Here is a 15,573-nt window from a genome sequence, read left to right as displayed (position 1 = left end):
AAGGGCAAACGCACGTGGTTCGATCTCATTTCCACGTGCATTCGCCCTTGATCGACGGACTTCTCCTTGATCGGCGAGGCCTGGAGCGGCCGCGCTGGTCGTCGCGCACTAGGCCAGGCCGCCGCAGGCCAGGCCGCCGGCTGACCGCGCGGGCGGCGAGGTTCGCCGCGCCTCAACGCGGAGATCTTGGAGCCGTGGCGTCGCTATGGCGACGTTGCCCAAACCAAGATGCGGCAAGGTCCGCCCCGCTCGCCGACCGCTCAGGCCGTGCGCGCGACTGCAGCGCGCACGAGCCGTCGATCAAGGAGATTCGCATCGATCAAGGGCGAATGCACGTGGAAAAGAGATCGAACCACGTGCGTTTGCCCTTGATCGACGGGCACGGCGTGCCGACACGCCGACGCGACCCGCGCCGGGCGACCAAGCGGGGCCGGGCGACCGAGCGGGGGCCGGGCGACCAAGCAGGCCGGGCGACCCAGGCGGGGCCGCCCAGGCGGGGGCGGTCGGGGCGGCCGAGGTGGGCTCGGGTGTGGTTAGAGGAGGGCGCCCTCGTCGTGGAGCCAGTCGACGAACGAGGTGGCCACGGCCGCCCCGCAGTCGAGCAGCTCGACCACCAGCGCGTCGTGCGCGCCAGCGCTGAGCGGCACCTGCATCTCGGCGTATATCGGCAGTTGGCCCCGCTCGGTGGGGTCGCCGACGTACGCCTTGCAGAATCGACGGGTGTGGTTCCACTCGTTGACGACGCGGTAGGCGCGGTCGGCCCAGTCGGGCGGGACGGTGGAGTGCGGCCGGGCGCGCATGACGAGGATCTCGTCATCGGGCCCTTCGAGCGTGAAGAGCACGGCGTGCCGCTCCCACATCGCCAGAAGGCTGCCGTCGCCGTCGGCCAGATAGCGCACGTCAAGCAGGTCGAGGGCCTCGCCTATGCGGCTCAACGTGACCGAGCCGACCGTGACCGCCATGTCGTCCATAGTGGACACATCGGCTGGCAGGGTCACATGCTCTGGTTCACGCTGCGCCGGCACGCCCACACGCCGGACTGTGCTGCGTTGAACACCACGAACTCCGCTTCGAGTCTCCGGTTCACCGCCACCGGTGTGACCGGGGCGCCATGACCACCACGGCATCGCTCGCGCACCTCACTCCCCAGCGGATCCAGCCGCCTACGTTGCGTTGGACCCGACGCACGACGGTACCCGGACAGCCGGCTTCAGGCATCCCCCCAACGGCCCCACCAGTCCAGAGAGACTACGGGACATCAGCCGTTTGTACGAGTGGCAGCTGGCCGTACCGCGAATTGACTTACAGGAAGTAGCCAGGCAATGCCGTAAGGTGCAGCAAGCCCGATCCACCGGCCAGCAAGTTGTACGTTGACGGTACCGACAGGAGTTGTGTCCGATCGGCCGAGAAAGCCCATCCGGGCGACGCCCTGCACCAGCCGTTGCGGCACCTCGACATGCGCCCCATCAGTGGTGACGACGATGGCCACGTGATCGAGGAGAGCGTCGCGAACAGCGCGTTCGGCCACCGGGCGTCCGCCGACCCCTTCAGCCGCCGCCGCGCGCAGGGTTCCCGCGGCCGCCGCCGCGATCCGCCGCAGCTCCGCGGCTGGCAGCTGCTCGACCACGCGGCCCACCGCTGGCGGCAGCGGCCAGCGCCACTCCGCGTCGCGCCGGGCCGGCAGCACAAGGTCTCCGGGGCGTTCGACTGCTCCCAACAGGTCCGCCGCCGACACCGTCGCGTCGTCCGGTCCAGCTCCTGCGACGGTACGGCTGACGAGTACCGCCCAGGGCAGGCGCCCCCACACGGCGGTGCGATCGGGGGCGACGCGGCGCAGCCGCGCCAGGGCGGCCGGGTCCAGCCGGCTCAGCCGGGCCAGGAAGGCACCAAGGTCTTGGCGGTCGGGCTTCATCGGTACCCAGTCAAGAAGGACCGCTCCGCGTCGGTGAGCCGGCGCGGACGCTGCTCTCGCAGGTCATAGGGGGCGCAGATGGACCGTGCCCGGCTGGCGACCTCGTCGCCGTCGAAAAGCTCGTACGCCACGGTGAACCGCGCCGCCCGGATCTCCTCGATCCACATCTCGATCCGGACCGCGTCGCCGTAGTCGACCGGGCGCAGGTAGTCGATCTCGTGCCGGACGATGACCACGCCCTCTTCGAGGGTGCTGACGCCGGCGTCCCGGGCGGCGACGAACATCATCGCCACCCGGGCCTCTTCGAAGAGCGTGAGGAACCGCGCGTTGTTGACGTGGCCGTAGACGTCCATGTCGGACCACCGCAACGCGCAATGGAAGACGAACCGGTCAGTCACGGGTGAGCTTGCGGTAGGTCACCCGGTGTGGCCGGGCTGCCTCCGCGCCGAGCCGGTCGATCTTGTTCTTCTCGTACGCCTCGAAGTTGCCTTCGAACCAGAACCACTTCGCCGGGTTCTCCTCATCGCCCTCCCAGGCGAGGATGTGCGTGGCGACCCGGTCGAGGAACATCCGGTCGTGCGAGATGACCACGGCGCAGCCGGGGAACTCCAGCAGCGCGTTCTCCAGGCTCGACAGCGTCTCGACGTCGAGGTCGTTGGTCGGCTCGTCGAGCAGGATCACGTTGCCGCCGATCTTCAGCGTCATTGCGAGGTTGAGCCGGTTGCGCTCGCCGCCCGACAGCACCTTGGTCGGCTTCTGCTGGTCGGGGCCCTTGAAGCCGAATGCGGCCACGTACGCCCGGGACGGCATCTCGACCTTGCCGACCATCAGGTGGTCGAGCCCGTCCGAGACGACCTCCCACACCGTCTTGTCGCCGGCGAGACCCTCACGGTTCTGGTCGACGTACGAGAGCGAGACCGTCTCGCCGACCTTGACGCCGCCCGCGTCGGGCTGCTCCAGGCCGACGATGGTCTTGAAGAGGGTGGTCTTGCCGACGCCGTTCGGGCCGATGATGCCGACGATGCCGTTGCGGGGCAGCGAGAACGACAGGTTGTCGATCAGCACCCGGTCGCCGAAGCCCTTGACCAGCTTCTGCGCCTCGATCACCGTGCTGCCCAGGCGCGGGCCCGGCGGGATCTGGATCTCCTCGAAGTCGAGCTTGCGGGTGCGGTCCGCCTCGGCGGCCATCTCCTCGTACCGGTCGAGCCGGGCGCGCGACTTGGTCTGCCGGGCCTTGGCGTTCGAGCGCACCCACTCCAGCTCCTCAGAGAGGCGCCTCTTGAGCTTGGCGTCCTTGCGTCCCTCGACGGCCAGCCGGGCGGCCTTCTTCTCCAGGTACGTGGAGTAGTTGCCCTCGTAGCCGATGGCGCGACCGCGGTCGAGCTCCAGGATCCAACCCGCGACGTTGTCGAGGAAGTACCGGTCGTGGGTGATGGCGAGCACGGTGCCGGCGTACTTGGCGAGGTGCTGCTCCAGCCACTGCACGCTCTCGGCGTCGAGGTGGTTGGTGGGCTCGTCGAGCAGCAGCAGGTCGGGCGCTTCCAGGAGCAGCTTGCACAGCGCGACTCGGCGGCGCTCACCACCGGAGAGCTGCGTGACGTCGGCGTCCGGCGCCGGGCACCGCAGGGCGTCCATCGCCAGCTCCAGCTTGGAGTCGATATCCCACGCGTCGCTGTGGTCGAGCTCCTCCTGGAGCTTGCCCATCTGGGCCATCAGCTCGTCGGAGTAGTCGGTGGCCATCTGTTCGGCGATCTTGTTGAACCGCTCCAGCTTGGCCTTGGTCTCGGCGACCGCCTCTTCGATGTTGCCGAGGACGGTCTTCGCGTCGTTGAGCGGCGGCTCCTGCGCGAGCATGCCCACCGAGTACCCGGGCATCAGCCGCGCCTCGCCGTTGCTCGGCCGATCGAGACCAGCCATGATCTTTAGCAGGCTGGACTTACCCGCGCCGTTCGGCCCGACCACACCGATCTTGGCGCCTGGCAGGAAGCTCAGCGTCACGTTGTCGAGCACGACCTTGTCGCCGTGCGCCTTGCGCGCCTTCTCCAGAACGTAAATGTACTGGGCCACGGTGCGGCCTACCTCCAATAGATGTTTTCAATCCTGCGCCGCCGTCAATCCTGACAGGTACGCGGCGCGGACCGCGAATCACCCTAGCGAGCGCTCCGATCATGCCCGCGAGCTATGAGTCGGCGGCGGGCTCGGTGGATCGGGTGCCGTTGGGGGTTTGGATGATGAGTTCCCTCGACGAGACGAGGTACTCGGTCACGGAGGCGCCGGAGGTGTTGCGGGCGCGGTAGCCGAACTGGGTCGGCTCGACATCCGTGAGAAAGATCGCGTTCGTGCCGTCGATTAGCTCCTCGCCCGGCTGGCCGCTGTGGCCCTGGTAGTACAGGGCTTCATCGGCGTCCACGCAGATCCAGACCTCCGACCGGTCCGTGCGGACGTAGAGCACCTGCGTGAGCTCCTTGCCGGCCTGCTGCTGCGTATGGACCGGGCAAGCGGTGGAAGACGGCGAAGGCAAAGGCGACGGCGTAAAGGGCTCATCGGTGTGCCGGCCTGCCCCGGTGTCGTTGCTGATGTCCGCGGAGTTGCTGGTGTCCGGGGAGTCGCCGCCATCTCGGGTGCCCAGTACGAACCCGACCGACGCGCCGATGACCGCGAGAAACATGAGCGCGACGAGAAGGGGGCCGACGACGCGCGGCCGCGGGGTCGGTTCGGGGGCGGGCACGGTTCCAGCGTCCCACGGTGGGGCAATGACCTGCGGGGCAAGTAGGCTCAGGGGAACCCTGGACACCGGAGGTGTACGGAGCGTGACGGTGCGTAGTTCGTTCGTCGTGGTCGCCAACCGCCTGCCCGTCGACGAGGTCACGACGTCCGACGGGCGGCAGTGGCGACCCAGCCCGGGCGGTCTGGTCACCGCGCTGCACCCGGTGCTCGCGCAGTACCAGGGCACCTGGGTCGGCTGGTCAGGTGGGGTCGGTGAGGCGCCTGAGCCGTTCGACCTGGAGGGCATCCGGCTACACCCTGTGCCGTTGAGCGCCGACGAGTTGGAGCGGTACTACGAGGGCCAGTCCAACGCCACGATCTGGCCGCTGTACCACGACGCGGTGGAGACGCCGGTCTTCAAGAGACGCTGGCGTGAGGCGTACCGGGCGGTCAACGCGCGGTTCGCCGAGGCCGCCGCCGAGGTGGCCGCCGAGGGCGCCACGGTGTGGGTACAGGACTACCAGCTTCAGCTGGTGCCGGCGATGCTTCGAGAGCTGCGCCCCGACCTGCGCATCGGGTTCTTCCTGCACATTCCGTTCCCGCCGATCGAGCTGTTCATGCAGATGCCGCTGCGCGCCGAGGTGCTGCGCGGCCTGCTCGGCGCCGACCTTGTGGGTTTCCAGCAGCGACTGGCGGCGCAAAACTTCGTCCGGCTGGCCCGGCACCTGCTCGGTCTGCGATACGAGGGGCAGACGATCATCGTCGACGGGCGGCGGGTCAAGGCGGGCGCCTTCCCGATCTCGATCGACGTGGCCGAGATGCAGCGGATGGCCGCCGACCCGCTGGTGCAGGCCCGCGCCAAGCAGATCCGCGCCGAACTGGGCGACCCGAAGACGGTCGTGCTGGGCGTCGACCGGCTCGACTACACCAAGGGCATCGAGCGCCGGCTCAAGGCGTTCCGAGAGCTGCTCGCCGACGGCAAGCTGTCCGTGCCCGAGGCGGTCATGGTGCAGGTGGCGACGCCGAGCCGGGAGCGCGTCGAGCACTACCAGGCGCTGCGGGTCAAGGTCGAGCGCGAGGTGGGCCGGATCAACGGCGAGTTCGGCCGTGTTGGCGTACCGGCCGTGCACTACCTCCACCAGTCGTACAGTCGCAGTGAGCTGGCCGCTCTGTACTGCGCGGCCGACGTGATGATGGTGACGCCACTGCGAGACGGAATGAACCTCGTGGCCAAGGAGTACGTGGCTTCCCGTGCCGACACGGGCGGTGCGCTGGTGCTGAGCGAGTTCGCCGGTGCGGCGACCGAGCTGCGCCAGGCGTTCTTGTGTAACCCTCATGACCCTGACGGGGTCAAGGACGCCCTGCTGCGCGCGGTGCACGTCGACGACGTCGAGGCGCGCCGCCGCATGCGAATCATGCAGCGGCACCTGCGCGCGCACGACGTCGGCCAGTGGGCCCGTTCGTTCCTGAACGAGTTGGGCGTGCCGGAGGCCACATGACTGAGCTAGCTGGCGCTCGCTACGCTCCCGCGAGTCATGCGCCCCTTATGCCTCCAGCAGGCGCCAGTCACTCCGGTCGCTGCGCTCCCTCCGCTTTGTGGCGCCTGCTGGAGGCGGCACATGACTGAGTTAGCTGGCGGCGGCGCATGACTCAGATTGGGCGGCGACGCAGGACCGATTCCGTCGAGCTCGATCAGCGAGAGGTGGCCGAGATCGAACCAGAGCTGCGCTCGGCCATCGGCCGCATCGCCCGGGTGCCGCAGCTGCTGGTCGCCTGCGACTACGACGGCACGCTCGCGCCGATAGTCACCGACCCGACGAAGGCGACGCCGCTGCCCGAGGCGGTGGCCGCGGTCCGCGCCCTGGCCTCGCTCCCGCAGACCACGGTGGCGGTGGTGTCGGGGCGGGCGCTGCGCGACCTGGCAGCGCTGTCCCGCCTGCCGTCCGAGGTGCACCTCGTGGGCAGTCACGGGTCCGAGTTCGACATCGGGTTCGTGGAGCGGCTGGCGCCGGAGCTGGTCGAGACCCGCACCCGGCTGCAGCAGGCGGTCCGCGAGGTCGTCGCCGGTGCCGCGGGGGTACGCCTGGAGGCGAAACCGGCGAGCGTCGCGGTGCACGTGCGCGCGGCCGATCCGCAGGTGGCCGCGCGGGTCATCGAAGCGCTTCGAACCGGCCCGGCCACCTGGCCCGACGTGACCGTCACCAACGGCAAGCAGGTCATGGAGCTATCGGTACTGCCGACCAACAAGGGCGCGGCGGTCGACCAGCTGCGCGCGCAGATGTCGGCGAGTGCGGCGCTGGTCATCGGCGACGACGTCACCGACGAGCGGGCGTTCGCCCGGCTGCACGGCCCCGACGTCGGCATCAAGATCGGGCCGGGCGAGACGACCGCGAACTACCGTGTGGGCGAACCCATCGAGGCTGCCCGGGTGCTGGCCCTGCTGCTCCAGACCCGGCGCAACTGGCTCTTCGGCGAACGAGCGGTGCCGATCGAGCGACACACCATGCTCGCCAACGGGCGCACTGTCGCGCTGCTCACCCCCGAGGCCAAAGTGTCGTGGCTGTGCCACCCCCGCCCGGACTCGTCTGCCCTCTTCGCCGACCTGCTCGGCGGCGCCCCGGCCGGGCACTTCACGGTCGCGCCGGACCGGGGCGGCATCCCGCTCGGCCAGCGGTACCGCACCAGCACGATGACCGTCGAGACCCGCTGGTCGGGGCTCACCGTCACCGACTGGCTGGACGACGCCGACGACTCCACGCTGGTCCGCGTGCTCACCGGGCACGTGGGGGCGCGGCTGGAGTTCGCGCCGCGGCCCGAGTACGGGCAGGTGGCCGTCCGGCTCCAACCGCTCGGCGACGGCCTGCTGGTGCTCGGCTCCCCCGAGCCGGTCACGCTCTACTCCCCCGGCGTCGAGTGGGACATCGTCAGCGACGGCGGGCACGACAGCGCCCGGGCGGTGGTCGATCTCTCCGCGATGGGCGGGCAGATGGCGCTGGAGCTGCGGTTCGGGTCCGACAGCATCGAGCACAACCGGATACCGCTAACGGAGCGCCAGGCCTCGGCGGAGAACGCCTGGCGCGACTGGGCCGCCTCGCTGCGGCTGCCCGCCACCGCCCGCGACCTGGTGCTGCGGTCCGCGCTCACGCTGCGCGGCCTGTGCCACGAGCCCACCGGCGGCATCCTCGCGGCCGCCACCACGTCGCTGCCCGAAGAGATCGGCGGCGTACGCAACTGGGACTACCGGTACTGCTGGTTCCGCGACGCGGCGATGACCGCACGCGCGCTGGTCGACCTCGGCTCGCTCGACGAGGCGGAGCGCTTCCTGAGGTGGGTCGACGGCTGCGTGGAACGCACCGGCGGGCACCCCGAAAGGCTGCATCCGCTGTACACGGTCGAGGGGTATGAGCTGGGTGCCGAGGCGGTCATCGACACGCTGCCCGGCTGGGCCGGCTCCCGGCCGGTGCGGGTCGGCAACCTGGCCAACCACCAGCTCCAGCTCGACGTCTTCGGGCCGGTCGCCGATCTGCTCGCCGCCGTGGCCGACGCGCGCGGCTCGGTGCGGCCCGACGAGTGGCGGGTGCTGGAGGCGATGGTGCAAGCCGTCGAGCGCCGCTGGCACGAGCCCGACCACGGCCTGTGGGAGGCGCGCCTGCCGCCGCGCCACCACGTGTACTCGAAGGTCATGTGCTGGATGACGGTCGACCGGGCACTTCAGGTGGTGCGCCGGCACGGCGACGGCGACCGGCCGGAGTGGGTCGAGCTGCGCGACCGGATCGGGCACAACGTGCTGGAGCACGGCTGGAACGACGAGGCCGGCGCCTACACGGTGGCGTACGGCGACGAAGACATGGACGCGTCCAGCCTCTGGATCGGCCTGTCCGGCCTGCTGCCCGACGACGACCCGCGCTTCCTCGCCACCGTGCTCAAGATAGAGGCCGAGCTGCGCAGCGGCCCGGTCGTCTACCGGTACCGGTGGGACGACGGGCTGCCAGGGCGCGAGGGCGGCTTCCACGTGTGCACGGCGTGGCTGATCGAGGCGTACCTGCGCACCGGGCGGCGCGGCGACGCCGAGGAGCTCTTCGCGCAGATGCTCGACACGGCCGGCCCGACGGGCCTGCTGCCGGAGCAGTACGACCCGCTGGCCGAGCGCGGCCTGGGCAACCACCCCCAGGCATACAGCCACCTGGGGCTGATCCGCTGCGCCCTGCTGCTGGACGAGGCAGCCGGCTAGGGCAGTACGCCCACGACCTCGCCGACCACCACGATCGCCGGTGGGCGGAACGACGCCGCGGCCTGCGTGACCGAACCCAGCGTGGTGCGCACCGCGCGCTGCGACGCCGTCGTGCCCTCCTGCACCACCGCCGTCGGGGTATCGGGGCTGCGGCCGTGCGCCAGCAGCGTCCCGACGATCGCGGGCAGGTTCTTCAGCCCCATCAGCACCACCAGCGTGCCCCGCATCCGCGCCAGCGCCGGCCAGTCGACCAGCGAGGTCGGGTCGTCGGGCGCCACGTGCCCGGACACCACCGTGAACTCGTGCGCCACCCCGCGGTGGGTCACCGGGATGCCGGCCACCGCCGGGGCCGCGATCGAACTGCTCACGCCCGGGATGACGGTCACCGGTACGCCCGCCTCGGCGCACGCGATGGCCTCCTCGCCGCCGCGCCCGAAGACGTACGGGTCGCCGCCCTTGAGCCGCACCACGAGCAGGCCCGCGCCCGCACGCTCCACGATGATGCGGTTGATCTCTTCCTGTGCCCGCGCCGGCCCGTACGGGATCTTCGAGGCGTCGACCAGCTCGACCTCGGGACGCAGCTCGTCGAGGAGCAGCCCGGGCACGAGCCGGTCGGCGACCACCACGTCGGCCTCGGCCAGTACCCGCCGGCCCTTGACGGTGATCAGCTCAGGGTCGCCGGGCCCGGCACCGACCAGCACGACACGCCCACCGCCCACGACCTCGGAGACGGGCGAGGCGGGCCGGTCCGTCGGCTGTACGCAGCCCGGCAGCGTGCCGTCGAGCAGGCCTTCCCGGATCGCGTCACGGATCACCACGGCCCGCGGTGGGTCACCGCCGGCGGTCACCGCGATCGTCACCGGGCCGTGGCGGGTCACCGCCGGCGTCCACGCCGTCGCCTCGTGCCGGTCGTCGGCGCGTACACAGAAGACCCGCCGTTCCAGCGCCGCCGCGCTGACGGCCGCCGCCGCGAACCGGTCGTCGACCGCCACCTGCACGAGCCAGACGCCGTCTACATCGGACGCCTCGAAGCGGCGCGGTTCCCAGTGCACCCGGCCGGCGTCGACCAGCGACTGGAGCGCCGGGGTCACGCTGGGGCTGACCAGCACCACCCGGGCGCCGGCCTCCAGCAGTGCGGGCACCCGCCGGCTGGCGACGGCTCCGCCACCGACGACGAGTACCCGGCGCCCTTCCAGCCGAAGCGCCAGCGGATACAGGTTCATTTCTCTGATACTCCCGCCGAGTCGAACGTCGCCACCTCGTGCAGCACGCGCACCGCCGCCCCCACGATCGGCAGTGCCAGGACGGCACCGCTGCCCTCCCCTAGCCGCAGCCCCAGGTCGATGAGCGGCGCGAGGCCGAGGTGCCGCAGTGCCACCGTCGCGCCCGGCTCCGACGAGCGATGGCCGGCGACCATCGCGCCCACCGCGTCCGGCGACAGCGCCGCCGCGGCCAGGGCCGCCGACACCGCGATCACCCCGTCCAGGATCACCGGTACGCGCCGCGAGGCGGCGCCGAGGATGTAGCCGGCCAGGGCCGCGTGCTCCAGGCCGCCGACGGCCGCGAGCACGCCGACAGGGTCACCCGGGTCGGGCGCGTGCAGCCGCAGCGCCGACTCGACGACGGCCACCTTGCGGACGTACGTGTCGTCGTCCACCCCGGTGCCGCGACCGGTCGTCGCGGAGGCGGGCGCGCCCGTGAACGCCGCGATCAGGGCCGCGGAGGGCGTGGTGTTGGCGATGCCCATATCGCCGGTGAGCAGGACCCGGGCACCCTCGTCGACGAGACGGAATGCGATGCGGGCGCCCGCCTCCAGCGCGGCGGTCACCTCGTCGCGGGTCAGCGCCGGCTCGACGGTCATGTCACGGGTGCCTGCACGCACGCGGGCGTTGACGAGCCGGTCGGCGGCTTCGAGCGGGGCTGCAACCCCTACGTCGACCACGGTGACCGACGCGCCCACCTGCCGCGCGAACGCGTTGACCACCGCACCGCCGGCCAGGAAGTTCGCGACCATCTGCGCGGTGACCTCCTGCGGCCACGGCGTCACACCCTGGGCGTGCACGCCATGGTCACCGGCGAACACCGCGACCGCCGCCGGCTCCGGCAGCGGCGGCGGGCACACCCCGGCCAGCCCGGCCAGGCGCACCGACAGCTCCTCGAGCTGCCCCAACGAGCCGGCCGGCTTGGTCAGCCGCGCCTGGAGCGCGCGGGCGGCCTCCATCGCCTCCTCGTCGAGCGGTGCGATCCCGTCGAGCATTACGCCTCCAACTTTTCTTTAGGGTGGGGTGGCGGGCACATGACTAGCGGAGCCAGTGTGGTCACGAACGCGTCGGTGGTGGCAGTGTCCCGCACCGCGATCCGTAACCAGTCGGCACCCAACCCCGGAAACGTGTCGCCGCGCCGCACCGCGTACCCCCGCTCGCGCAGCGCCAGCCGCACCCCGCTCCCCCCGGCGAGCCGCACCAGGACGAACGAGCTGGCGGGTGCGCCGGCCACCACGACACCCGGCAGGTCGCGCAGCGCCGTCACGAGATGAGCCCGGTCCGACGCCAGGCCCGCGGCGATCTCACGCTCCGCCGCCACGGCGACGGCGTCCGCACACGCGATCGCCGCCGCGAGCGCCGGCGTCGACACAGCCCACAGCGGCTGTACCGTCGACAGCCGGCCGAGCACCGACCGATCGCCGAGCAGGTAACCGATCCGCAGCCCGGCGAGGCCCCACGTCTTGGTGAGGCTGCGCACCACCACGAGACCGGGCACGTCGCGGCGGGCGGCCAGCGACTCGGTCTCGCCGGTGGTGTCCGCGAACGCCTCGTCGACCACCAGCACCCGTCCGGGGCGCGCGAGTGCGGCCACCGTCGCGGCCGGGTGAAGCACCGACGTGGGGTTGGTGGGGTTGCCGATGAAGACGAGGTCGGCGTCGTCCGGCACCAGGGCCGGGTCGAGCGCGAAGCCGGTCGCCTCCGGCAGGATCACGCGCGTGACGTCGTGACCGGCGTTGCGAAGCGCGGCTTCCGGCTCGGTGAACTGCGGGTGCACCACCACCGCGCGGCGCGCGCCACGCAACGCCTGCGCCAGCAGCACGAACCCCTGCGCGGCGCCCGCGGTCAGCAACACCTCGTCGACCGGACGTCCGTGCCGTGCCGCCACCGCCGCGCGCGCTGGGCCCTGATCCGGGTACGCCGCCAGGCTTCGCAGGGACGCGGCGATCGGCTCGGACAGCCACGGTGGCATGGGATCGCGGCGCACGTTGACAGCCAGGTCGACCAGGCCAGGAGCCACCTCGGCATCACCATGGTGTGCCAGGTCGAGGCTGTCCGCGTACCCCATGCCTCGATCATGCCGGGCGGCCCGCCAGCGGCGGGCGGAGGGGGACACGGTCCTGGTTTGCCGGTTTAGATCATCTCTTAAGCTGTTATGTCGTAGGGTTTGTACGGTGATGAAGCGCGTTCTCACCGCCAGCAGCAGGCTTGCGCCTCTCGTGCGCGCCGGGCTCATCGCCGGAGTCATCCTCGCGGGTGCCGCCTACCCGATCGCCGCGGCCGCCGGACTTGGCGTCAAGAAGACCGCGGAACTGGTCGAGGGCATCCCTTCCGTGCTCAACGCCACGCCGCCCGCGCAGACCACCTATGTGTACGCGGCCGACGGGCGGACGCTGATCACGGCGTTCTACGAGGAACACCGTAAGTACATACCGATCAGCGAGATGTCCACGACGATCCAGCACGCCATCGTGGCGGCCGAGGACTCGCGCTTCTACGAGCACAACGGCGTGGACGCCAAGGGCATCGCGCGCGCCTTCGTCGCCAATCACCAGGGCGGCGAGGTGCAGCAGGGCGCGTCGACCATCACGATGCAGTACGTGCGGATGGCGTTGCGCGACAGCGCCAAGACGCCGCTGGAGGTGCAGCAGGCCACCGAGCAGACGAGCGCCCGCAAGCTGCGTGAGATGCGTCTCGCGGTCGAGCTGGAGAAGCAGGTCTCCAAGCAGCAGGTGATGGAGCGCTACCTGAACTCGGCGTACTTCGGGCACCGGGCGTACGGGGTTTTCGCGGCGGCGGAGGTGTTCTTCTCCAAGGCGCCCAAAGACCTCACCGTGGTCGAAGCCGCCACGCTTGCGGGGCTCGTGAAGGCACCGTCCGAGTTCGACCCGGCGGGCAAGGACAAGCGCGCCGCCACCGCACGGCGCAACTACGTCATCGACCGCATGGCCGACCTTCGTTACCTGACCCCGGCGGCGGCCACCTCCGCGAAGGCCGAACCGATCAGGTTGCGGCTCACCACCCCCGCCAACGACTGCGTCTCCGTTTCCAAGGTTCGCAACAACTGGGGCTTCTTCTGCGACTACTTCAAGTCGTGGTGGACCGAGCAGAAGCAGTTCGGCAGCAGCCCGCAGGAGCGCGAAGACCGCCTCCGCCGTGGCGGCTACCGCATCGTCACCTCCCTCGACCCCAAGGTGCAGATAGCCGCGCAGAAGCACGTGTTCGCGAAGGAGCCGACCCGCAGCAGGTGGGCGCACGGGCTGGTGGTCGTCAAACCCGGCACCGGCCACATCAAGGCGATGACCGTCAACCGGGTCTACTCGCTCAGCCAGAAGGGCAACGGGCCGCACTCCGACCCGAACAAGCGAGCGAAGCTGAAGGGCAACTACCCCAACACGGTCAACCCGCTGCTCGGGGGCAGCGACATGCCCGGTTACCAGGCCGGATCGACGTTCAAGATGTTTACGATGCTGGCCGCGCTCGACGCCGGGATGCCCATGTCCACATCGTTCTACGCGCCGCAGCGGTACGTGTCCCAGTACCTCGCCGGCCCCGGCGAGCCGGGCAGCTGCGGCGGCCGGTGGTGCCCGGTCAACGCGAGCGGGTCGATGACCGGAAGGCACGCGATGTGGTCCGGTTTCGGAAAATCGGTCAACACGTACTTCGTCCAGCTCGAACAGAAGGTGGGCGCCGACAAGGCCGTCATGATGGCCGAGCGGCTCGGTCTGCGCTGGCGCACCGAAATCGACCGGCTCCAGGCGTCACCCGCGAAGCGAAAGGGCTGGGGCGCGTTCACGCTCGGCGTCTCCGACGTCACGCCGATCGAGATGGCGAGCGCCTACGCGACAGTCGCCGCCGACGGGCGATACTGCGAACCGCTGCCGGTACAGACGATCACCCGTCCGGATGGCTCCGCGGAACCCGTCGAGCCGCGATGCAAGCAGGCGATCAGCACGGCGGTCGCGCGGGCGGCCGCGGACGCGGCGCGCTGCGTGACCGGGTACGGCGCGGCGCGCGGCAAGTGTGGCGACTGGTCGACGGCGCCCGGCGTGTACGGGATCGTCAAACGTCCGGTGGCGGGCAAGACGGGTACGACGGACAACACCCGGGCGGCTTGGTTCGTGGGGTTCACGCCCGACCTGACGGCGGCGAGCTTCATGGCCGACCCGGACAACCCGCGCAACGCGGTCGGCGACTGGCAATCCCTGAAACCCATCAACTCGGTCTCGGAAACCTTGCGCGACGCCCTGAGGGGCCAGCCAGTATCCCACTTCACCCCACCCCCAGCCTCCATCCTGAAGTAACCCGCCGCGCCCGCCCGCCGCGGCGCGGGCCGGGTGGCGGGCGGGCGGGCGCGCCCCCTCTCGTCGATCAAGGACGAACGCACGTGGTTCGATCTCTTTTCCCCGTGCGTTTGCCCTTGATCCATGCAAATCTCCTTGATCGCGGAACGCGGCGGTGGCTCAGGCGCCGCCTTCACGTGCGCACAGCGCGGGCGGTCGCGACCTCATGACACGTTCGGAGATCTACGCGGGTCCGAGGCGGGTCGAGGCCGTAGTTCCCCCGATATCGCACCGACCCACGCCGCCCAACCCACCCTGCGCGGCCCGCGCCCTCCCAGCGACCGTCGATCAAGGACATCCGCAACGATCAAGGGCGAACGCACGGGGAAAGTAGATCGAACCACGTGCGTTTGCCCTTGATCGACGGGAGAGGGGGCGTGGCTGCGCGCGAACGCGCAGCCACCACGCGGGTCGGGCGGCGCGCCGGGGACGCGTGGGTTAGCGGAGGTCGGCGGAGACTAGGGACCAGACCTCTAGGTCTACTCGGCCGGTGTGGACGTGGCCGGCGTTGCGGAGGAGCCCCTCGTAGGTGAAGCCGGCCTTCTCCGCCACCCGCCGCGACGCCGTGTTGCCGGGCGCGACCCGCAGCTCCACGCGCTGGAAGTCGTGTTCGAGCAGCAGCGCGATTGCCACGGCGTCGACGGCTTCGGCGGCCACCCCGAAGCCCCGCGTGTCGGCGGCCACCGCGTAGGCGACCTCGGTGACCCGGGAGACCCAGTCGGTGCGCTTGGTCCACAGGCAGCCGACCAGCCGGTCGTCCTCCCGCCGGATCACGGCGTAGTGGTCGCCGTTGCCGCTGTCGCGCCGCTCCTGGGCCATCTCGCCGCACCAGGCCGAGCCTTCGATCTGCCCGAACTCCGCCGGAAACGGCAACCAACGCTGGGTCTGCTTGTCACCGAAGATCTCGGTGACCGCCTTGGCATCGCCGATGTCGACCGGGCGCACATGCAGCCGGGGTGTCGAAACGGTCAGCGATGGGAAGCGACGCAACGCCACCTGGCCGGTCATGCGCCGCCTCCCGCAGCCGCCACCAAGCGAAGGGAGCGCAGCGACCGTAGCGACTGGCGGCTACAGGGAGGCACAAAAGGCGCATGACCCGCGCGAGCGGAGCGAGCGCCA

12 protein-coding genes are annotated in these 15,573 nt (G+C 70.8%); 3 read left to right on the top strand and 9 right to left on the bottom strand.

From position 1 onward, the window contains the following. Positions 1–533 precede the first annotated feature (533 nt). From V6V89_RS38620 to V6V89_RS38600, 5 genes are all read right to left on the bottom strand, one after another. Positions 534–1,127 (bottom strand): YbjN domain-containing protein, encoded by a 594-nt coding sequence (locus V6V89_RS38620; protein WP_334624639.1) that lies wholly within the window; start codon positions 1,125–1,127, stop codon positions 534–536. 131 nt (positions 1,128–1,258) lie between these two features. Next, a complete protein-coding gene (locus V6V89_RS38615) occupies positions 1,259–1,912 on the bottom strand; it encodes a hypothetical protein (RefSeq protein WP_334624638.1) in 654 nt (217 codons plus the stop codon). Continuing rightward, a complete protein-coding gene (locus tag V6V89_RS38610) occupies positions 1,909–2,310 on the bottom strand; it encodes an acyl-CoA thioesterase (RefSeq protein WP_334624637.1) in 402 nt (133 codons plus the stop codon). Before V6V89_RS38610 ends, V6V89_RS38615 begins: the two co-directional genes overlap by 4 nt. Continuing rightward, a complete protein-coding gene (ettA, locus tag V6V89_RS38605) occupies positions 2,303–3,979 on the bottom strand; it encodes an energy-dependent translational throttle protein EttA (RefSeq protein ID WP_334624636.1) in 1,677 nt (558 codons plus the stop codon). The genes V6V89_RS38610 and ettA overlap by 8 nt, the downstream gene beginning before the upstream one ends. A gap of 112 nt (positions 3,980–4,091) precedes the next feature. Next, complete coding sequence (locus V6V89_RS38600) at positions 4,092–4,640, bottom strand: hypothetical protein (protein WP_334624635.1); 549 nt, start codon at positions 4,638–4,640, stop codon at positions 4,092–4,094. 82 nt (positions 4,641–4,722) lie between these two features. On the opposite strand from V6V89_RS38600, the gene V6V89_RS38595 reads away from it, so the two are divergent. Both V6V89_RS38595 and otsB read left to right on the top strand, forming a co-directional pair. Beyond that, positions 4,723–6,117, top strand: coding sequence for an alpha,alpha-trehalose-phosphate synthase (UDP-forming) (locus V6V89_RS38595; protein ID WP_334624634.1), 1,395 nt, complete (start codon positions 4,723–4,725; stop codon positions 6,115–6,117). A gap of 146 nt (positions 6,118–6,263) precedes the next feature. Then, positions 6,264–8,849 (top strand): trehalose-phosphatase, encoded by a 2,586-nt coding sequence (gene otsB, locus V6V89_RS38590; protein WP_334624633.1) that lies wholly within the window; start codon positions 6,264–6,266, stop codon positions 8,847–8,849. Here the strand turns inward: otsB and cobA are convergent. From cobA to cobC, 3 genes are read right to left on the bottom strand one after another with little or no spacing between them, the layout of a single operon-like run. After that, positions 8,846–10,072, bottom strand: coding sequence for a uroporphyrinogen-III C-methyltransferase (cobA, locus tag V6V89_RS38585; protein ID WP_334624632.1), 1,227 nt, complete (start codon positions 10,070–10,072; stop codon positions 8,846–8,848). The two genes, otsB and cobA, sit on opposite strands and share 4 nt — an antisense overlap. After that, a complete protein-coding gene (gene cobT, locus V6V89_RS38580; RefSeq protein WP_334624631.1) occupies positions 10,069–11,106 on the bottom strand; it encodes a nicotinate-nucleotide--dimethylbenzimidazole phosphoribosyltransferase in 1,038 nt (345 codons plus the stop codon). The genes cobA and cobT overlap by 4 nt, the downstream gene beginning before the upstream one ends. Beyond that, positions 11,106–12,179, bottom strand: coding sequence for an Rv2231c family pyridoxal phosphate-dependent protein CobC (gene cobC, locus V6V89_RS38575; protein ID WP_334624630.1), 1,074 nt, complete (start codon positions 12,177–12,179; stop codon positions 11,106–11,108). Before cobC ends, cobT begins: the two co-directional genes overlap by 1 nt. 106 nt (positions 12,180–12,285) lie before the next feature. Between cobC and V6V89_RS38570 the strand changes: the two genes are divergently transcribed. Then, a complete protein-coding gene (locus V6V89_RS38570; RefSeq protein WP_334624629.1) occupies positions 12,286–14,415 on the top strand; it encodes a transglycosylase domain-containing protein in 2,130 nt (709 codons plus the stop codon). A gap of 477 nt (positions 14,416–14,892) precedes the next feature. Here V6V89_RS38570 and V6V89_RS38565 read toward each other — a convergent pair whose 3' ends face one another. Further along, positions 14,893–15,462 carry a GNAT family N-acetyltransferase gene (locus tag V6V89_RS38565; RefSeq protein ID WP_334624628.1) on the bottom strand — a complete coding sequence of 190 codons (570 nt, stop codon included), beginning with the start codon at positions 15,460–15,462 and terminating at the stop codon, positions 14,893–14,895. Positions 15,463–15,573: the final 111 nt, after the last annotated feature.

It is taken from the genome of Micromonospora sp. CPCC 206061, from assembly GCF_036906915.1.
Classification (GTDB): Bacteria; Actinomycetota; Actinomycetes; order Mycobacteriales; family Micromonosporaceae; genus Phytohabitans.
This window is presented reverse-complemented; position numbering and strand designations above follow the sequence as displayed.